The organism is Mycobacterium sp. H4Y, assembly GCF_000364405.1.
Classification (GTDB): domain Bacteria; phylum Actinomycetota; class Actinomycetes; order Mycobacteriales; family Mycobacteriaceae; genus Mycobacterium; species Mycobacterium intracellulare.
Map to the genome: position 1 here is coordinate 369881 of NZ_AKIG01000001.1, position 19049 is coordinate 388929.

The window sequence follows — 19049 nt, forward strand, 5'->3', positions numbered from 1 at the left end:
CTATTTCGCCGCGACGACGAATCCGCGGATGATCGCGTCGATGTCCGTCGACTCCGCGGCGGCCTGGTTGGCCATGCTGGTGATGGTCAGCTGCACCAGGTAGCGCTTGCGGTCCGGCGGCGGCCCGGTGGGGATGACGATTCGGTTCCAGCTGTGTAGCCGCATACCGTCGAGGTCGTAGCTGCCCTGGATCATCGACGACGGGAAGCCGTTGTACGGCGCGCCCGAGGCGTCCAGCTGCTTGAAGTTCTCGAATAGGTGCGCATCGTCGTTGCCGTGCTTGATGACTTCGGCCGGGTCGAAATCCCCGTTCAGCTGGAAGACCACCAGCCGCGCCGTCGGAAATTTACCGCCCTTGGAGATGATCAAGGTTTGCGGTGTGATGTTGGGACTGGTGAACGGCGCCCAGCCCTGCGGCGTCGGGATCGAGATCGTCAGGCCGGGAACGGATCCCGGTGCCACGGGTTGGCCGGTAACCCCGATGCTTTGCAGATACTGCGACAGGGGGACCGGCTTTGCCGTCGGGGTGGTGGTAGAGGTCGTCGGCGTCTTCGACAAGATCGATTGATAGTCAGGAGCTTTCGGGGCGCACCCGGCGGCCGACACGGCCAGTGCAACTATCGCGGCACCGGCCGCGCAGCTGCCGAACCGATTCACAGAATCTCGCGGACCGCGTCGATCGGGCGGGCCAGCCGAGTGCCCTTCGTCGTGACGACGAAGGGCCGTTCGATCAGGATCGGGTGTTCGACCATGGCGTCGAGCAATTGTTCATCGGTCGCGTCGGCGAGATTGAGCTCCTCATACAGCGATTCACGCTTGCGCACCGCCGTACGCACGTCGATGCCGGCGTCGCGAATCATCTTCACCAGCTCGGCACGCGACGGTGGGTTCTTCAGGTACTCGACGACTTCGGGCTCAAGGCCGCTGTCGCGCAACAGGTCCAGTGTCTTGCGGGAGGTGCTGCAGCGGGGGTTGTGGTAGATGACGGTGTCGGCCATTTAGGCGTCCCCGTCGAACAGCCCTGTGACCGAGCCGTTTTCGAACACAGCACGGATGGTGCTGGCCAGCAGTGGCGCGATGGACAGGACCGTCAGCTGCGGGAAACGCTTCTCCTCACCGATCGGCAAGGTGTTCGTCACGATCACCTCCCGGGCGCCGCAGCCGGCCAGCCGCTCGGCCGCCGGGTCGGAGAGCACACCGTGCGTCGCGGCGATCACCACGTCGGCCGCGCCGTCGTCGTGCAGCAGCTTGACCGCGCCGGCGATGGTGCCACCCGTGTCGATCATGTCGTCGATCAAAACGCAGGTGCGTCCCGCCACCTCACCGACGACGCGGTTGGACACCACCTGGTTGGGCACCCGCGGGTCGCGGGTCTTGTGGATGAACGCCAGCGGGACACCGCCCAGGGCGTCGGCCCATTTTTCGGCGATGCGCACCCGGCCGGAGTCGGGGGAGACGACCACCATGTTGCCGTCGGGGTAGTTGTCCCGGATGTAGCCGGTGAGCAGGTTCTGCCCGCGCATGTGATCGACGGGCCCGTCGAAGAAGCCCTGGATCTGATCGGTGTGCAGGTCGACGGTCACGATCCGGTCGGCGCCGGCGGTCTTGAGCAGGTCGGCGACCAGGCGCGCCGAGATCGGTTCGCGGCCGCGGTGCTTCTTGTCTTGGCGGGCGTAGGGGTAGAACGGCATGACGGCGGTGATCCGCTTGGCGCTGCCCCGCTTGAGCGCGTCGATCATGATGAGCTGTTCCATCAGCCAGTTGTTCACCGGCGCCGGCGCCGACTGCAACACGAAGGCGTCGCACCCGCGGACCGATTCGTGGAACCGGACGAAGATCTCGCCGTTGGCGAACTCGCGCGCGGTCTGCGCGGTGACGTGGACGTCGAGCTCCTTGGCCACCTGCTCGGCCAGCTCGGGGTGCGCCCGACCGGAGAAGAGCATCAAATTTTTGCGGTTATCGGTCCAGTCGTGGCTCACCGTGCTGCCCTTGCCGTTCGGATCCCAATGGAAGTGCCCATCGTACGAAGCGAATCGTACGGAAATGTGGCCGGGTTGCCAGCTACCGACGTCACGATGTCTGTTCGGTTTCTGCGGCGGGCGGCTGGCCGGTGGCCTTTTCGGCGGCCTCGGCCGCTTGCGCGGCGGCGCTGCCGGGGCGCTTGCGGTGCACCCAGCCCTCGATGTTGCGTTGCGGACCTGCGGAGACCGCCAGCGTTCCCGGCGGGACGTCGTTGCGCACCACGGTGCCCGCGCCGGTGTAGGCGCCGTCGCCGACCGTCACCGGAGCCACGAACATGGTGTCCGACCCGGTGCGGACGTGCGAACCGATGGTGGTCCGCCGCTTGGATTCGCCGTCGTAGTTGACGAACACGCTGGACGCGCCGATGTTGCTGTGCTCGCCGATGTCGGCGTCCCCGACATAGGTCAGGTGCGGCACTTTGGAGCCGGTGCCGATGGTGGAGTTCTTGGTCTCGACGAACGCGCCCAGCTTGCCGTCGTCGCCCAGCACGGTGCCGGGCCGCAGGTAGGTGAACGGGCCGACGGTGGCCCCGGCGCCGATGGACGACGAGGTGCCGTGGGTCCGCACCACCGAGGCGCCGTCGCCGACGCTGACGTCGGTCAGGGTGGTGTCCGGGCCAACGACGCAGTGCCCGCCGACCTGGGTGCGGCCCAGCAGCTGAGTCCCGGGGTGGATCACGGTGTCGCGGCCGATCGTCACGTCGACGTCGATCCAGGTGGTGGCCGGGTCGACGATGGTGACGCCGGCCATCTGGTGGGCGGCGACGATGCGCCGGTTGAGCTCGGCGCCCAGCTGCGCGAGCTGGACCCGGTTGTTGACGCCGGCCACCAGCGCGCTGTCGTCGACGTGGCGGGCGTGGATCGCCAGGCCGTCGCCGCGCAGGATGGCGATGACGTCGGTCAGATACAGCTCCTGCTGGGCGTTGTTGGAGCTCAACCGGTTCAGCGCCGAGCGCAACGCCGCGATGTCGAAGGCGTAGACGCCGGCGTTGACCTCGCGGATCTCGCGCTGGGATTCGGTGGCGTCGGCGTGCTCCACGATCGCCGTGACCTGGTTGTCCTGGGTGCGCAGGATGCGGCCGTAGCCGCTGGGGTCGCTCAACGTCGTGGTCAGCACCGTGGCCGCGGCCGGCGCCGCGCTATGGGCGGCGATGAGGTCGGCGAGGGTGTCGGCGTCCAGCAGCGGGGTGTCGCCCGAGGTGACGACGACCACCCCGGCGTAGTCCTCGGGCAGCGCGGACAGGCCGCACAGGACGGCGTCGCCGGTGCCCCGCGGCCGGTCCTGCAGGGCCACGTCGATGGGGCGTCCGAGGGCGTCGGCCCAGTCGGCGACGAGCGGGGCGATGCGCTCGTGATCGTGGCCCAGCACCACGGCCAGGTGCTGCGGCGCCACCTTGGCGATCGCGTGCAGGAGGTGGGACAGCATGCTGCGCCCGCCGATGGTGTGCAGCACCTTCGGGGTGTCCGACCGCATCCGGGTGCCGGGCCCGGCCGCGAGCACCACGACCGCGGTATCACCAGGAGACGACATCAACCCTCCTTTTCGGGTTCGTCCCGCGCGGGCTGCGCGCGGAAGCGCCGACACGCCGTCAAGCGTGTCACCTCATCTGCGGTGAAGGCAAAAAATCGAGCCGCGGGAGACCCGCGCCCGATTCGGAGGAAGCTCCGTCGCCAGGACTCGAACCTGAACTATCTGAACCAAAATCAGAGGTGCTGCCGATTACACCACGACGGATCGCCAAGAAGACTTTAGTCGGCTTAGTCGGATGACGATGCGGGGCGCTTGCGGCCCACCGAACCGCCCACCGCCCGATACGCTGATTGACGTGGCCGTGCTGGACCCCCAAACGCAAAAAGGACCCGACAAAGAGGTGCGGGCGCCGCGCGCGCGGATGACCGGCACCGAACGCCGCCAACAACTCATCGGCATCGCGCGTTCGCTGTTCGCCGAGCGCGGGTATGAAGGCACCTCGATCGAGGAGATCGCGCTGCGGGCCAACGTGTCCAAGCCGGTCGTCTACGAGCATTTCGGGGGCAAAGAGGGCCTCTATGCCGTGGTCGTCGACCGGGAGATGTCGGCGCTGCTGGACGGCATCACCTCGTCGCTGACCAACAACCGCTCCCGGGTGCGGGTCGAGCGGGTCGCCCTTGCCCTGCTCACCTACGTCGAAGAGCGCACCGACGGCTTCCGGATCATGATCCGCGACTCGCCGGCCGCGATCAGCTCGGGCACCTACTCGAGCCTGCTCAACGACGCCGTCAACCAGGTCAGCTCCATCCTGGCCGGTGATTTCTCCCGTCGCGGCCTGGATCCGGGCCTGGCTCCTCTCTACGCCCAGGCGCTGGTGGGCTCGGTGTCCATGACCGCGCAGTGGTGGCTCGACACCCGCGAGCCCAAGAAGGAAGTGGTGGCCGCGCACCTGGTCAACCTCATGTGGAACGGGCTGATCGGGCTGGAGGCCGACCCCCGCCTGCAGGACGAGTAGACCGCTTCGCGCGCGTAACGGCACGGCGATAATCGGTCGGAATTTTCGCCGTGGCGTTACGCCCGACGAGTAGACCGCGACGGGCTACCCGCAGTCACGCGCCATCAGGTCGGCGACGGTCTCGCGGCGAACCAGTTCGCGGGCCCGGCCATCCTTGACGGCCACCAGCGACGGCCTGCCGACCATGTTGTAGTTGGACGCCATGCTGTGGTGGTAGGCGCCGGTGCACGCCACGGCCAGCAGGTCGCCGGGGCGCAGATCCGCCGGCAACTCGATGTCGCGGGCGATCTCGTCGCCCGATTCACAGTGCCGGCCGGCCACGGTGACGGTTTGCTTGAGCCCCAGCGGATGCCGGTTGGCCAGCGCGACGGCGTACTGCGCGCCGTACAGCGCCACCCGCGGGTTGTCGCTCATGCCGCCGTCGACGGCGACGAAGGTGCGACCGCCGCATTGCGTCTTCACCGAGCGCACCCGATACAGGGTCACGCCGGCGCGGCCGCTGATGGCCCGGCCCGGTTCCACCACGATCTGCGGGCGGGGGAACTGCTCGGCGGCGCAGGCCTCGTCGAGGGCGTCCTCGATCGCCGCGGCCAGCTCGTCGAGATCCAGCTCGCGGTCGCCGGGGACGTATGGGATCGCATGTCCGCCACCGATGTTCAGCTCGGTGAGGATGACGCCGTGCCGGGCCCGGATGTCGGCCATTGCGGCGATCATCCGCCGAATGGCCTCGCCGTACAGGGCGGCGTCGCTGACCTGCGAGCCGATGTGGCAGTGCAGGCCGACCAGGTCGAGCATGGGGTGCGCCAGCACGCGGGCCACGGCGTCGGCGGCGTGGTCGCCGGCGAGCGTGAAGCCGAACTTCTGGTCGCTGACGCCGGTGGTGACGGCGCGGTGCCCGTGGATGTCTATGTCGGGCGTCACCCGGATGAGCACCCGCTGGCGCCGCCGCGCCAGCCCGGCGAGGTAGGCGATCTCCATGCAGGAGTCCACCACGATGCGCCCCACCCCGGCGCCCACGGCGTCGCGCAGCTCGTCGGGCGATTTCGCGTTGCCGTGCATGACGATGCGGGCCGGGTCCACGCCGCCGGCCAGGGCCGTGGCCAGTTCACCGGCCGAGCAGACGTCGACGCCGAGGCCCTCGTCGCGGGCCCAGCGGGCCACCGCGGTGGTCAGCAGCGACTTGCCGGCGTAGACGACCACTGTGTTCCCAGCGCCGCCTAGCGTCTTGCGATAGCGGCGGGCGCGATGCCGGAAGTCGGCTTCGTCGATCACGTAGGCCGGGGTGTTGAATTCGTCGGCGATATCGGCCAGCGCCACACCGCCGACGCACAGCCTGCCCTCCTCGTCGGGATGGGCGGTCAGCGGCCAGATCGCCGGGTCGAAGCGCGGCGGAGCCGCGTGGCCGAGCGACGGCAGAATGTCCAGCAATGTCATGAATCCAACGTGCGCCCGCGGGCGCACGCGTAGAGCTTTCTTGACGATCCCTTGACGACGCCGAGCCCGATATTGACGCGGATCGGCGTGTCCGGCGGTCCCCCCGCCCGGCGACGGCGAGCGCCGCGTCGGCGGGAGGAAGGAGCCGGGCAAGCCGCCCTAGAATGGAATCCATCATGACCGCACCGGGGGCTGCTCGCCCAGAAACCCCGATCGCGGGGCTCGTTGAATTGGCGCTCACCGCGCCGACCTTCCAGCAGCTGATCGACAGCGCGGCCGCGTCGCCGGCCGAGCTGCACCTGGTGGGTCCAGCCAGCGCACGGTTGTTCGTGGCCAGCGCGCTGGCGCGGTTGGGTCCTTTGCTGGTAGTCACCGCGACCGGGCGCGAAGCCGACGACCTGACCGCTGAACTGCGCGGCGTCTTCGGCGATGCCGTCGCGGTCTTCCCGTCCTGGGAGACGCTGCCGCACGAGCGCCTCTCGCCGGGCGTCGACACCGTCGGCGCCCGGCTGACCGTGCTGCGCCGCCTGGCCCACCCCGACGACGCGCGGCTGGGCCCTCCCCTTCAGGTCGTGGTCACCGCGGCCCGCTCGCTGCTGCAGCCGATGACACCGCAGCTCGGCCTGATCGAGCCGGTCACGTTGAGCGTCGGTGCGGAAGTCGAATTCGAGGACGTGATCGCCCGGCTGGTCGAGCTGGCCTACACCCGGGTCGACATGGTGGGCCGGCGCGGCGAGTTCGCCGTGCGCGGCGGGATTCTCGACGTCTTCCCGCCGACGGCCGAGCACCCGGTGCGCATCGAGTTCTGGGGTGACGAGGTCAGCGAGATGCGGATGTTCTCCGTCGCCGATCAGCGTTCGATCCCGGAGATCGAGGTCGACACCCTGATCGCGGTGCCCTGCCGCGAGCTGCTGCTCACGGTGGAGGTGCGGCAACGGGCCGCCGAGCTGTCCGCGCGGCACCCGGCGACCGAGCCCGCGATCACCGGCAGCGTCACCGACATGCTGGCCAAGCTCGCCGAGGGCATCGCGGTCGACGGCATGGAGGCCCTGCTGCCCGTGCTGCGGCCCGGCGAGCACGTGCTGCTGACCGACCAACTGGCGCAGGGCACCCCGATCCTGTTGTGCGACCCCGAGAAGATCCGCACCCGCGCCGCCGACCTGATCAAGACCGGCAGCGAATTCCTCGAAGCCTCGTGGTCGGCGGCCGCCATGGGCACGGACGCCCCCGTCGACGTCGCGCAATTCGGCGGATCGGGATTCGCCGAGCTGGACGACGTGCGGGCCGCGGCCGCCAAGGGCGGGCATCCGTGGTGGACGTTGAGCCAGTTGTCCGACGAGTCGGCCGTCGAGCTGGACATCCGGGCGGCGCCCTCGGCGCGCGGCCATCAGCACGACATCGACGGCATCTTCGCGATGCTGCGCGCGCACGTCAGCACCGGCGGCTACGCCGTCGTCGTCGCCCCGGGCGCCGGCACCGCGCACCGCGTGGTGGAACGGCTGGCCGAATGCGACACGCCCGCCGCCATGCTGGAATCCGGGGCCGCAGGCCAAGTTCGGCCGAAAAAGGGGATAGTCGGCGTGCTCAAGGGCCCGCTGCACGACGGCGTCATCATCCCCGGCGCCACGCTGGTGGTGATCACCGAGACCGACCTCACCGGCAGCCGGGTCGCCGCCGTCGAGGGCAAGCGCCTGGCGGCCAAGCGGCGCAACACCGTTGACCCGTTGGCGCTGACCGCCGGTGATCTCGTCGTGCACGATCAGCACGGCATCGGCCGGTTCGTGGAGATGGTCGAGCGCACCGTCGGCGGCGCCCGGCGCGAGTATTTGGTGCTGGAGTACGCGTCCAGCAAGAACCGTGGTGGCGCGGCCAAAAATACAGACAAGCTTTATGTCCCAATGGATTCGCTGGATCAGCTGTCGCGGTACGTCGGCGGGCAGGCGCCGGCGCTGAGCAAGCTCGGGGGCAGCGACTGGGTCAACACCAAGACCAAGGCGCGCCGCGCGGTGCGCGAGATCGCCGGCGAGCTGGTGTCCCTGTACGCCAAGCGACAGGCCAGCCCCGGGCACGCGTTCGGCCCGGACACCCCGTGGCAGGCCGAGATGGAAGACGCGTTCGGGTACACCGAGACGGTCGACCAGCTGACCGCGATCACCGAGGTCAAGGGGGACATGGAAAAGCCGATCCCCATGGACCGGGTGATCTGTGGCGACGTGGGCTACGGCAAGACCGAGATCGCGGTGCGGGCGGCGTTCAAGGCGGTCCAGGACGGCAAGCAGGTGGCCGTGCTGGTGCCCACCACGCTGCTGGCAGACCAGCACCTGCAGACCTTCACCGACCGGATGACCGGGTTCCCGGTGACCGTCAAGGGCCTGTCCCGGTTCACCGACCCCGCCGAGTCCAAGGCCGTGATCGAGGGCCTGGCCGACGGGTCGGTGGACGTGGTGATCGGCACGCACCGGCTGTTGCAGACGGGGGTGCGCTGGAAGGACCTCGGCCTCGTGGTCGTCGACGAGGAGCAGCGGTTCGGCGTCGAGCACAAGGAGCACATCAAGTCGCTGCGCACCCACGTCGACGTGCTGACCATGAGCGCCACCCCGATCCCGCGCACGCTGGAGATGAGCCTGGCCGGGATCCGCGAGATGTCGACGATCCTGACCCCGCCCGAGGAGCGCTACCCGGTGCTGACCTACGTCGGCCCGCACGACGACAAGCAGGTCGCGGCCGCCTTGCGGCGCGAGCTGCTGCGCGACGGGCAGGTCTTCTACGTGCACAACCGGGTCAGCTCCATCGACCGGACGGCGGCGAAGATCCGGGAGCTGGTGCCCGAGGCGCGGGTGGTCGTCGCGCACGGGCAGATGCCCGAAGAACGGCTGGAACGCACGGTGCAGGGGTTCTGGAACCGCGAATACGACATCCTGGTGTGCACCACGATCGTGGAGACCGGGCTGGACATCTCCAACGCCAACACGCTGATTGTCGAGCGCGCCGACACCTTCGGCCTGTCGCAGCTGCACCAGCTGCGCGGCCGGGTCGGCCGCAGCCGGGAGCGCGGCTACGCCTACTTCCTGTATCCGCCGCATGCGCCGCTGACGGAGACCGCCTACGACCGGCTGGCCACCATCGCGCAGAACAACGAGCTCGGCGCTGGCATGGCGGTCGCGATGAAGGACCTCGAGATCCGCGGCGCCGGAAACGTGTTGGGCGTCGAGCAGTCCGGGCACGTCGCCGGCGTCGGCTTCGACCTGTACGTCCGCCTGGTGGGCGAGGCCGTGGAGGCCTACCGCGCGGCCGCCGACGGCCACACCGTCACGACGGCCGAGGAGCCGAAGGACGTGCGCATCGACCTGCCGGTCGATGCGCACCTGCCGCCGGACTACATCGCCAGCGACCGGCTGCGGCTCGAGGCGTACCGCCGGCTGGCCGCGGCGGCCTCCGACGGCGAGATCGACGCGGTCGTGGAGGAACTCGTCGACCGTTACGGAGCGCTGCCCGAGCCGGCCCTGCGGCTGGTGGCGGTGGCCCGGCTGCGGCTGCTGTGCCGCGCCGCGGGCATCACCGAGGTGTCGGCGCCGTCGGCGGCCACCGTGCGGCTCTCGCCGATGACGCTGCCGGATTCGGCGCAGGTGCGGCTCAAGCGGATGTATCCGGCGGCGAGTTACCGCGCCACGACCTCCACCGTGCAGGTCCCCATCCCGCGCGCCGGCGGGGTGGGCGCGCCGCGGCTGCGCGACGTCGAGCTGGTGCAGATGGTGGCAAACCTGGTGACCGCACTGCAGGGCAAAGCTCAGACGGATATTGGTATAACGAGTGAACTGCCTGCATCGATGACGAGTGAGGGGCGGTAATGATCGTCGTGTTGTTCGACCCCCGCCGCCCGTCGCTGGTCCCCATCGAAGCCATCGAGCATCTCGCCGGTGAGGTGCAGTACACCGAGGAGATGCCCGTCGCGGTGCCCTGGTCGTTGTCGGCGGCGCGTCCGGTGCACTCCGGTGCGGACGCGCCGGTGCTGCTGTCGTCCGACCCCGACCACCCGGCCGTGACCGCCCGCCTGGCGGCCGGGGCCCGGCTGATCTCGGCGCCCGAGACGCCGCGCGGCGAACGGCTGGTCGACGCCGTGGCCATGATGGACAAACTGCGCACCGCCGGGCCCTGGGAGAGTGAGCAAACCCACGATTCGCTGCGCAGGTTTTTGTTGGAGGAAACCTACGAGCTGCTGGACGCGGTGGGCAGCGGCAACGCCGATGCGCTGCGCGACGAGCTCGGCGACGTGCTGCTGCAAGTCCTCTTCCACGCCCGCATCGCCGAGGAGGCGCCGCAGTCCGCCTTCACCATCGATGACGTCGCCGGCGCCCTGATGCGCAAACTGGGCAATCGGGTCCCGGGAGTGCTTGCCGGGCAATCGATTTCGCTCGAAGAGCAGTTGGCCCAGTGGGAAGAGCGCAAGGCGTCCGAAAAGCCGCGCAAATCGGTGATGGACGATGTGCACACGGGGCAGCCCGCGCTGGCGCTCGCCCAGAAGGTGATTCAGCGCGCCGGCAAAGCCGGTGTGCCCGCCGACCTGATCCCCGACGAAATCACCTCGATCCGCGTGTCGGCCGATGTCGATGCCGAAAGCGCTCTGCGCACAGCGGTTCTGGACTTCGTCGACACGGTTCGTGGTGCGGAACGGGCGATCGCCACGGCGCGCCGCGGGGGAGACGTCCCCGACGAGTTCGACGTGGCCCCGCTCGGTGAAGTCTCCGAAAAGGAGTGGCGCGAGCACTGGCCGACGGGTGACTCGGCCCCCAAGGAGGCCGCCACCGACGCCGTTGCCGACGAGGCCTGAGCGCGCGACGACGCCTCGCGGGCGGGCGCGCCACGGATATTTCCCGCCCGCCGTCATCGGAGAGAGCGATCGCCGCGGTGTTTGCCGGATTTGTCCTCGGCCCGTCGGTAATATCGCGGATGAGGTTGCGAATCCCCGTGGTCGGCGTTGGTCTGACCGCGCTAGCCAAGGCGGCCAGCAGCTAATCGGTAATTAGCTGAACCCGGCACGACGCCGGTGCGCCGAGGCCCGACGCGACCGAGCAGTCCCCGAACGCATGGGACGATGGTGTGGCGGAAGTTGGTGCAGGCGAGTTTAGGGGAGCTCAGGAAAGCATGGTGTCGCCGAGGCGTTGGATGCGCGCGGCCGCCGTGATCGGCGCGACCGCGATCGTTCTGGCCTCCAGTTGCACGTGGCAACTCAGCCTGTTCATCCCCGACGGCGTGCCGCCCCCCGCGGGCGACCCGGTGCCGCCGGTGGACACGCACGCCAGCGGTCGGCCCGCGGAACAGTTGCGCGACTGGGCCCAACCACGGTCGGCGGCCTTGGAGATCCCGCTGATCGCGCTCGAGGCCTACGCGTACGCGGCCCGGGTCGCCGAAGTCGAGAACCCGAAGTGCCACATCGCCTGGACCACGCTGGCGGGCATCGGACAGGTCGAGAGCCACCACGGCACCTACCGCGGCGCCACGCTGGCCCCCAACGGGGACGTCAGCCCGCCGATCCGCGGTGTCCGGCTCGACGGCAGCGGCGGGACGCTGCGCATCGTCGACACCGACGAGGACCTCACCGACGGCGACGGCGTGACGCGTGCCATGGGGCCGATGCAGTTCATCCCCGAGACGTGGCGGCTCTATGGTGTCGACGCTCACAACGACGGCCGCGTCAGCCCCGACAACATCGACGACGCGGCGCTCGCCGCGGCGGGCTACCTGTGTTGGCGCGGAAAGGATCTCGCGACGCCGCGGGGCTGGATCACCGCGCTGCGGGCCTACAACAATTCCGGGGTCTACGCCCGGGCGGTCCGGGATTGGGCGACCGCTTACGCGAAAGGTCACCCGCTATAGCAGGATGTATCGCTGACCCAGGCCTTACGCGAACAAGGAGAACCCCAGTGCCGATTATCGAGCAGGTCGGGGCCCGCGAGATCCTCGATTCCCGCGGCAACCCGACAGTCGAGGTCGAGATTGCCCTGATCGACGGGACCTTTGCCCGCGCGGCGGTGCCGTCGGGCGCGTCGACGGGTGAGCACGAGGCCGTCGAGTTGCGCGACGGTGGCGAGCGCTACGCCGGCAAGGGTGTGCAGAAGGCCGTGCAGGCCGTGCTGGACGAGATCGGCCCGGCGGTGATCGGCCTCAACGCCGACGATCAGCGGCTGGTCGACCAGGCGCTGCTGGACCTGGACGGCACGCCCGACAAGTCGAGGCTGGGCGGCAACGCGATCCTGGGTGTGTCGCTGGCCGTGGCCAAGGCGGCCGCCGATTCCGCCGAGTTGCCGCTTTTCCGCTACCTCGGCGGCCCGAACGCGCACATCCTGCCGGTGCCGATGATGAACATTCTCAACGGCGGCGCGCACGCCGACACCGCCGTCGACATCCAGGAGTTCATGGTGGCGCCGATCGGCGCGCCCAGCTTCGCCGAGGCGCTGCGCTGGGGCGCCGAGGTGTATCACTCGCTGAAATCGGTGCTCAAGAAGGAGGGCTTGAGCACGGGCCTGGGCGACGAGGGCGGCTTCGCCCCCGACGTGGCGGGCACCACCGCGGCACTGGACCTGATCAGCCGGGCCATCGACTCGGCCGGCTTCAAACTCGGCGCCGACGTGGCGCTGGCCCTCGACGCGGCGGCCACCGAGTTCTTCACCGACGGGACGGGTTACAAATTCGAGGGCAGCACCCGCACCGCGGAGCAGATGACGGAGTTCTACGCCGGGCTGCTCGGGTCTTATCCGCTGGTGTCCATCGAAGACCCACTGTCGGAAGACGATTGGGATGGCTGGGCGACCCTGACCGCGGCCATCGGTGACCGGCTGCAGATCGTCGGCGACGACATCTTCGTCACCAATCCCGAACGCCTGGAAGAGGGTATCGACAAGGGTGTGGCAAACGCGTTGCTGGTCAAGGTGAATCAGATCGGCACGCTGACCGAGACGCTCGACGCCGTCGCGCTGGCCCATCACAGCGGCTACCGCACGATGATGAGCCATCGCAGCGGCGAGACCGAGGACACCACGATCGCCGACCTGGCGGTGGCCGTCGGCAGCGGGCAGATCAAGACCGGTGCGCCCGCCCGCAGCGAGCGCGTCGCCAAATACAACCAGCTGCTGCGGATCGAGGAGGCGCTCGGCGATGCCGCCCGCTACGCCGGCGATCTCGCCTTCCCGCGGTATACGCCGCCGGAGGCCAAATAGCTTGCCCAGCAAGCCGGATCCGAAGCGGCGTTCCCCGGCATCGCGTCCGGGGAAGGCCGGCGCTTCGGTTCGGCGCCCTCGGTCGGCCAAGCCGTCGTCGAAGCCGTCCGCGCGGACATCGCCCACGGCCAACCACGGCGGCCGCAACACCGCGCAGCAAGAGCATGTCGTCGAACCCATCGCCCGGCAGGCCGCCGAATCGGTTGAGCAGCGCTCCGAGCAACGGCTCGGTTTCACCGCGCGACGCGCGGCGGTGCTGGCCGCGGTGATCTGCGTGCTGACGCTGACGATCGCCGGACCGGTGCGCACCTATTTCGCGCAGCGCACCGAGATGAATCAGCTGGCCGCCAGCGAGGCGGCGCTGCGCCGTCAGATCGCGGATTTGGAGCAGCGAAAGACCAAACTCGGTGACCCGGCCTACATTGCGGCGCAGGCCCGCGAGCGGCTCGGCTTCGTAAAGCCCGGCGACATCCCGTTCCAGGTTCAGCTTCCCCCGTCGGCGGCCGAGCCGACCCAGCCGGGGTCCCCGTCGGCGAAACCGGTCAACAACGACCCGTGGTACACGTCGCTGTGGCACACCATCGCCGACGCCCCGCACCTGCCGCCGGCCGCGCCGCCTCCCGCGCCGCCGCCCGCCGAAGCCCCGGCCCCGCCGGCCGAACCGGGTCCGTCCGCGCCGAATTCCCCCGGTCCCGGTGGTTGATCGTGCCGACCTGGACGCGGTGGCCCGCCAGCTCGGGCGGGAGCCGCGCGGGGTGCTCGAAATCGCCTACCGGTGTCCCAACGGCGAACCCGGCGTGGTGAAGACCGCGCCGAAATTGCCTGACGGAACGCCGTTTCCGACGCTGTACTACCTGACACATCCGGCGCTGACGGCGGCGGCGAGCAGGCTCGAGACGACGGGATTGATGCGCGAGATGACCGAGCGGCTGGGCCGCGACGAGGACCTGGCGGCCGCGTACCGGCGCGCGCACGAGTCCTATCTGGCCGAGCGTGACGCGATCGAATCGTTGGGGACGACCTTCACCGGCGGCGGGATGCCCGACCGGGTCAAGTGTCTGCACGTGCTGATCGCGCATTCGCTGGCCAAGGGGCCGGGCGTGAATCCGTTCGGCGACGAGGCGCTGGCGATGCTGGCCGGCGAGCCCGCGATGGCGGGCATCTTGGTGGAGGGCCAATGGTGAACGGCAGGCTCGCGGGAATCGACTGCGGTACCAACTCAATTCGCTTGTTGATCGCCGATGTTGAAGGGTCGGGGCGGCTGCGTGACGTGCATCGGGAGACGCGGATCGTGCGGCTCGGCCAGGGTGTCGACGCGACCGGCGAGTTCGCGGCCGAGGCCATAGCCCGCACCCGGGCCGCGTTGGCGGACTACGCCGCGCTGCTGAAAACGCATGGGGTGGAGCGCGTGCGGATGGTGGCGACCTCGGCGGCCCGCGATGTCGCCAACCGCGACGACTTCTTCGCGATGACGGCCGACGTGTTGGGCGCGGTGCTGCCCGGTGCGGTGGCCGAGGTCATCAGCGGCGCCGAGGAGGCCGAGCTGTCGTTCCGCGGCGCGGTCGGCGAATTGGACGGTGGGGCCGGACCTTTCGTCGTCGTCGACCTCGGTGGGGGCTCCACCGAAATCGTCGGGGGGGGCGAGGCGGTGGTGGCCAGCTACTCGGCCGACATCGGCTGCGTCCGGCTGACCGAGCGTTGCCTGCATTCGGACCCGCCGACGCCCGCGGAAGTGGCGGCGGCCCGGCAGGTGGTGCGCGAGCGGCTCGAGGTCGCGCTGGGCGTGGTGCCCGTCGAGGGCGCGCGGACGTGGGTCGGATTGGCCGGGACGATGACCACCCTGTCCGCGCTGGCGCACGACTTGCCGGCGTATGACTCTGCGGCCATTCATCTTTCACGCGTCGCCGGTGCGGATCTGTTGGCGGTGTGTGAACGGCTGATCGGGATGACGCGCTCCGAGCGCGCTGCGCTGCCGCCGATGCACGAGGGGCGGGCCGACGTGATCGGCGGTGGTGCGATTGTGGTGGAGGAGTTGGCCCGCGAGTTGCGCGCCCGTGCGGGTATCGAGGAGTTGACGGTGAGCGAGCACGACATTTTGGACGGCATCGTGCTGTCGATCGCCGAATAGGCCGGGTTTAGTCACACCCGCCACATGCGCCCCTCCGGAGGAGGACATGTCAATTGCCCACCTCCGAGCGACAACTTCGGCGGTGTCGTACCCCTGTGCGACCGTCCCGGAATGAACCATGCACTCAAAGGCATCGAGCTGCGTTACGTGCTCACGATGCAGCTGGCCGTTCACGGGCCGGCAACCATCGACGAATTGATCGAAGCCTTGAACTGGCACCGCTTCTCGGTGCACGGCAGGCCGTCGAAGGCGATTTCGGACGCGCTGCGGTGGGAGATCGGTCGTGGGCGGGTACGGCGACTAGGGCGAGGAAGGTACGGCCCCGGCTACCTGCCGCGCAGCACCGAGCATCGAATTCATCAGCGCGTGCTGGCGTTGCGCGAGGCCGCGGGTTGTCGCTCGGAGGTGGGCAATTGACATGTCCTGCTCCGGAGGGACGCGTGTGGCGGATGGGACTATGTCGACGACCGCGGGCGTCATACCTCGAAGCGGTAGCCCATGCCCGACTCGGTCAGCAGGTGTTTGGGGTTCGACGGGTCGTCTTCGAGCTTGCGGCGCAGCTGCGCGAGATACACCCGTAGGTAATGGGTTTCGGTGGCATACGCCGGGCCCCACACCTCCTTGAGGAGCTCCTCGCGGCCGACCAACTTGCCGCGATTGCGCACGAGTACCTCGAGCATTCCCCACTCGGTGGGGGTGAGGTGGACCTCGCCGCCGTTCTTGCTGACCTTCTTGGCGGCCAAATCGACCGTGAACGACTCTGTTTCGATCACCGGCTGCTCGACTTCGGATGCTGCGGTGTTACGGCGGACCGCCGCGCGCAGCCGGGCCAGGAACTCGTCCATCCCAAAGGGTTTGGTGACATAGTCGTCGGCGCCGGCGTCGAGCGCCTCCACTTTGTCCGACGAGTCGGTGCGCGCGGACAACACGATCACCGGTGCGGTGAGCCACCCGCGCAGACCCGCCAGGACGTCGATCCCGGAGATGTCGGGCAGGCCGAGGTCGAGGATCACTACGTCGGGCTTGTGCTCGGCGGCGGCGCGCAGCGCGCCCGCGCCGCTCGACGCGGTGACCACCTCATAGCCCCGCACGGACAGGTTGATGCGCAGCGCGCGCAGGATATGCGGCTCGTCGTCGATCACCAATACGCGGGTCATATGCGCCGCTCCTCCTCATCGCTGCGCTCTGCATCGTCGCCGGCGCGCGTCACGGCGCAGCCATTTCCACGATCACGGTCAGCCCGCCTCCCGGAGTGTCGGTGGCCGTTATGGTCCCGCCCATCGCCTCGACGAAGCCCCGCGCCACCGACATCCCCAGACCGACGCCGGTGGTGTTGTCGTGATCGCCGAGCCGCTGAAACGCTTCGAAGATCTGTTCCTCGGCCCCGTGGGGGATTCCGGGGCCCTCGTCGATGACGTTGATCAGCACCCGATCGCCCACCCGCCCGGCGTTGACCCGGACCAGGCAGTGGGGCGCGTAGCGCAGCGCGTTGTCGATCAGGTTGGCCAGCACGCGCTCCAGCAGCCCGGCGTCGGCCATCACCATGGCGTCGCCCACGTCCACCTTGACGCGGTCGATGGCGGACCGGAAATAGCCGGTGGCGCCCTTGCCGATGCTGACCAGCGCGCGTTGCACGGTTTCCTCGAGGTACACCCGGCTCAGCTCGGGGTGGATCACCCCAGCGGCCAGCCGCGAGGAATCGAGCAGGTTGCCGACCAGCGCGGTGAGTTGGTCGATGGACTCCTCGATCGTCGCCAGCAACTCCGCGGTGTCGGTGGCGGAGAAGGCGACGTCCTCGGCGCGCAGGCTGGACACCGCGACCTTGGCCGCCGCCAGCGGCGTGCGCAGGTCATGGCTGACCGCGGACAGCAGCGAGCGCCGCAGTTCGTCGGCCCGCACGACCGCCTCGGTTCGGCTGGCCTCCTCGGCGAGTTCGCGCTGCCTGATCAAACCGGCCGCCTGCCTGGCCACCGCGGACAGCACCCGCCGGTCCCGCGCCGAGAGCTTTCGGCCCGCCAGCAGCATCCAGAATTCGTCGTCACCGACCTCGATCGCGGTGTCCGCGGAATCGACGGTGACGCAGGGATCCCTGCCCACACAGGCGACGACGTCGCTCGTGGTGCCGCCGCGCGCTTCCTCGCCGGCCCCGCGCAACATCGCGACCGCGCGCTGGGCGTACGTCTCACGCACCCGTTCGAGCAGCGTTTCGAGGTCGGCGCCGCGCAGCACCGAACCGGCGAACAGGGTCAGCAGCTCGGCCTCCTGCGACGCGCGGCGGGCTTCCCGGGTGCGTTTGGCCGCGAAATCGACCAGCACCGCCACCGCGACCGCGATCAGCAGCAGCACCAATTCGGTGATGGCGCTGTTGGGTTCGGCGATGGTGAAGCTGTGCCGCGGGGCAATCAAAAAGTAGTTGAGCAGCAGCCCGGACAGCATCGCCGAAAGCGCCGCGGGCGCAACGCCTCCGAACAACCCGACCAGCAGCACCCCCACAAAGAACAAGGCGCTCTCGCCGCCGGTGTCCAGGTAGGGATCCAGCGCCGTGACGGTGATCGCGCAGATGATCGACGGCACGATGAGCGCCGCCAGCCACGACGTCACCCTTCGTTCGCGCGGCGCGAGCGAGGCCGTGCGAAATCCGCGCTTGGCCTCCTCGTGGGTGACCAGATGCACGTCGATCTTGCCGGACAGCTCGACGATCCTCGGGCCGATGCCCTCCTCGAACAGGCGCGCCCAGCGCGACCGCCGCGAGGTGCCGATCACCAGCTGCGTGGCGTTCATCTCGCGCGCGAACTCGAGTAGGGCGGTGGGCACGTCGTCGCCGACGACGGTGTGCAGCGAAGCGTCCAGGCTGGTCGCCAACTCGCGGATCTTGGCCATCCGGGATTCCGACAGGCCGGCCAGGCCGTCGCCGCGGACGACGTGGACCACCATGAGCTCGGCGGTGGACTTCGACGCGATCCGGGACGCCCGTCGCACCAACGTCTCGGATTCGGGCCCACCGGTGACCGCGACGACAACCCGCTCGCGGGCCTCCCACATGTCGGTGATCTTGTTCTCGGCCCGGTATTTTGCCAGCGCCGTATCGACCTGGTCGGCGAGCCATAGCAGCGCCAGTTCCCTTAGCGCGGTGAGGTTTCCGCGACGAAAGTAGTTCGACAACGCCGCATCGATGCGATCGGGAGCGTAAACATTTCCATGAGACAACCTGCGCCGCAACGCCTCTGGCGTGATATCGATGAGTTCGACCTGTGCGGCCTGCCGCACGATCAGGTCCGGGACGGTCTCCTTCTGCTCGATCCCGGTGATCTGGGCGACGACGTCGTTGAGGCTTTCCAGGTGCTGCACGTTGACCGTGGAGATCACCGTGATCCCGGCGTCGAGCAACTCCTCGACGTCCTGCCATCGCTTGGGGTTCTTGCTGCCCGGCGCGTTGGTGTGCGCGAGTTCGTCGACGAGGACGACCTGCGGGCGGCGCGCCAGCACGGCCGGCACGTCAAGCTCGGGGAAGCGGCCGCCGCGATACTCGATATAGCGCGGCGGAATGATCTCGATGCCCTCAAGCAGCTCAGCGGTTTTCGCACGCCCATGGGTTTCCACCACGCCCGCCACCAGATCGGTGCCCCGCTCCAGCCGCCGATGCGCCTCGCCCAGCATCGAATACGTCTTACCCACGCCCGGAGCGGCACCGAGGTAGATGCGTAGCTCCCCCCGCCTGGGTTGGCGGCCGTGGAGGTTGACGTCACTCACGCCAACCATCATCCCC

The 19049-nt window shown here is 69.2% G+C and carries 16 protein-coding genes and 1 tRNA gene; 9 read left to right on the forward strand and 8 right to left on the reverse strand.

Annotation, left to right across the window (positions count from 1 at the left end):
* The 5 genes from W7U_RS01780 to W7U_RS01800 form a co-directional block, all read right to left on the reverse strand.
* Nucleotides 1-657, reverse strand: a complete 657-nt coding sequence (locus W7U_RS01780; protein ID WP_008254207.1) for an LpqN/LpqT family lipoprotein — start codon at nt 655-657, stop codon at nt 1-3.
* Nucleotides 654-998 (reverse strand): arsenate reductase (glutaredoxin), encoded by a 345-nt coding sequence (gene arsC, locus W7U_RS01785; RefSeq protein WP_008254208.1) that lies wholly within the window; start codon nt 996-998, stop codon nt 654-656. The genes W7U_RS01780 and arsC overlap by 4 nt, the downstream gene beginning before the upstream one ends.
* Nucleotides 999-1979 carry a ribose-phosphate diphosphokinase gene (locus W7U_RS01790; RefSeq protein ID WP_008254209.1) on the reverse strand — a complete coding sequence of 327 codons (981 nt, stop codon included), beginning with the start codon at nt 1977-1979 and terminating at the stop codon, nt 999-1001. It abuts the gene before it with no gap.
* Between the two features lie 91 nt (nt 1980-2070).
* Entirely contained in the window at nt 2071-3552 is a 1482-nt protein-coding gene (gene glmU / locus W7U_RS01795) for a bifunctional UDP-N-acetylglucosamine diphosphorylase/glucosamine-1-phosphate N-acetyltransferase GlmU (protein ID WP_008254210.1), read from the reverse strand.
* Between the two features lie 132 nt (nt 3553-3684).
* Nucleotides 3685-3756 (reverse strand) — tRNA-Gln (locus W7U_RS01800).
* Nucleotides 3757-3913: 157 nt separating this feature from the next.
* On the opposite strand from W7U_RS01800, the gene W7U_RS01805 reads away from it, so the two are divergent.
* Nucleotides 3914-4507 (forward strand): TetR/AcrR family transcriptional regulator, encoded by a 594-nt coding sequence (locus W7U_RS01805; protein ID WP_008254212.1) that lies wholly within the window; start codon nt 3914-3916, stop codon nt 4505-4507.
* 84 nt (nt 4508-4591) lie between these two features.
* Here the strand turns inward: W7U_RS01805 and lysA are convergent, their stop codons facing one another.
* A complete protein-coding gene (lysA, locus tag W7U_RS01810) occupies nt 4592-5941 on the reverse strand; it encodes a diaminopimelate decarboxylase (RefSeq protein ID WP_008254214.1) in 1350 nt (449 codons plus the stop codon).
* Nucleotides 5942-6117: 176 nt separating this feature from the next.
* Here lysA and mfd point away from each other — a divergent pair, with 176 nt between their 5' ends.
* The 8 genes from mfd (at nt 6118) to W7U_RS01850 (ending at nt 15700) form a co-directional block, all read left to right on the forward strand.
* Nucleotides 6118-9789: a transcription-repair coupling factor gene (gene mfd / locus W7U_RS01815; protein WP_168160310.1), complete on the forward strand. Its 3672-nt coding sequence runs from the start codon at nt 6118-6120 to the stop codon at nt 9787-9789.
* Nucleotides 9789-10769: a nucleoside triphosphate pyrophosphohydrolase gene (locus W7U_RS01820; protein WP_008254218.1), complete on the forward strand. Its 981-nt coding sequence runs from the start codon at nt 9789-9791 to the stop codon at nt 10767-10769. Before mfd ends, W7U_RS01820 begins: the two co-directional genes overlap by 1 nt.
* Nucleotides 10770-11086: 317 nt before the next feature.
* On the forward strand, nt 11087-11815 hold the full coding sequence (locus tag W7U_RS01825; protein ID WP_008254220.1) for a lytic murein transglycosylase: 729 nt from the start codon (nt 11087-11089) through the stop codon (nt 11813-11815).
* Between the two features lie 47 nt (nt 11816-11862).
* Nucleotides 11863-13155, forward strand: a complete 1293-nt coding sequence (gene eno / locus W7U_RS01830) for a phosphopyruvate hydratase (protein WP_008254221.1) — start codon at nt 11863-11865, stop codon at nt 13153-13155.
* A gap of 1 nt (nt 13156) precedes the next feature.
* On the forward strand, nt 13157-13858 hold the full coding sequence (locus W7U_RS01835) for a septum formation initiator family protein (protein ID WP_008254224.1): 702 nt from the start codon (nt 13157-13159) through the stop codon (nt 13856-13858).
* Entirely contained in the window at nt 13851-14339 is a 489-nt protein-coding gene (locus W7U_RS01840) for a DUF501 domain-containing protein (RefSeq protein ID WP_008254226.1), read from the forward strand. The genes W7U_RS01835 and W7U_RS01840 overlap by 8 nt, the downstream gene beginning before the upstream one ends.
* Nucleotides 14333-15283 (forward strand): Ppx/GppA phosphatase family protein, encoded by a 951-nt coding sequence (locus tag W7U_RS01845; protein WP_008254229.1) that lies wholly within the window; start codon nt 14333-14335, stop codon nt 15281-15283. Before W7U_RS01840 ends, W7U_RS01845 begins: the two co-directional genes overlap by 7 nt.
* Nucleotides 15284-15394: 111 nt before the next feature.
* A complete protein-coding gene (locus tag W7U_RS01850) occupies nt 15395-15700 on the forward strand; it encodes a hypothetical protein (protein ID WP_008254232.1) in 306 nt (101 codons plus the stop codon).
* 59 nt (nt 15701-15759) lie between these two features.
* Here the strand turns inward: W7U_RS01850 and W7U_RS01855 are convergent, their stop codons facing one another.
* Both W7U_RS01855 and W7U_RS01860 read right to left on the reverse strand, forming a co-directional pair.
* Nucleotides 15760-16440: a response regulator gene (locus W7U_RS01855; protein ID WP_008254234.1), complete on the reverse strand. Its 681-nt coding sequence runs from the start codon at nt 16438-16440 to the stop codon at nt 15760-15762.
* A gap of 49 nt (nt 16441-16489) precedes the next feature.
* Nucleotides 16490-19045: a sensor histidine kinase KdpD gene (locus W7U_RS01860; RefSeq protein WP_036428573.1), complete on the reverse strand. Its 2556-nt coding sequence runs from the start codon at nt 19043-19045 to the stop codon at nt 16490-16492.
* Between the last annotated feature and the right edge of the window lie 4 nt (nt 19046-19049).

Coding starts and splice junctions, on each gene's coding strand:
- W7U_RS01820 (WP_008254218.1), top strand. CDS start 9,789: ATGATCGTCGTGTTGTTCGACCCCCGCCGCCCGTCGCTGGTCCCCATC.
- glmU (WP_008254210.1), bottom strand. CDS start 3,552: ATGTCGTCTCCTGGTGATACCGCGGTCGTGGTGCTCGCGGCCGGGCCC.
- W7U_RS01850 (WP_008254232.1), top strand. CDS start 15,395: ATGAACCATGCACTCAAAGGCATCGAGCTGCGTTACGTGCTCACGATG.
- W7U_RS01860 (WP_036428573.1), bottom strand. CDS start 19,045: ATGATGGTTGGCGTGAGTGACGTCAACCTCCACGGCCGCCAACCCAGG.
- W7U_RS01805 (WP_008254212.1), top strand. CDS start 3,914: ATGACCGGCACCGAACGCCGCCAACAACTCATCGGCATCGCGCGTTCG.
- W7U_RS01845 (WP_008254229.1), top strand. CDS start 14,333: ATGGTGAACGGCAGGCTCGCGGGAATCGACTGCGGTACCAACTCAATT.
- arsC (WP_008254208.1), bottom strand. CDS start 998: ATGGCCGACACCGTCATCTACCACAACCCCCGCTGCAGCACCTCCCGC.
- W7U_RS01855 (WP_008254234.1), bottom strand. CDS start 16,440: ATGACCCGCGTATTGGTGATCGACGACGAGCCGCATATCCTGCGCGCG.
- lysA (WP_008254214.1), bottom strand. CDS start 5,941: ATGACATTGCTGGACATTCTGCCGTCGCTCGGCCACGCGGCTCCGCCG.
- mfd (WP_168160310.1), top strand. CDS start 6,118: ATGACCGCACCGGGGGCTGCTCGCCCAGAAACCCCGATCGCGGGGCTC.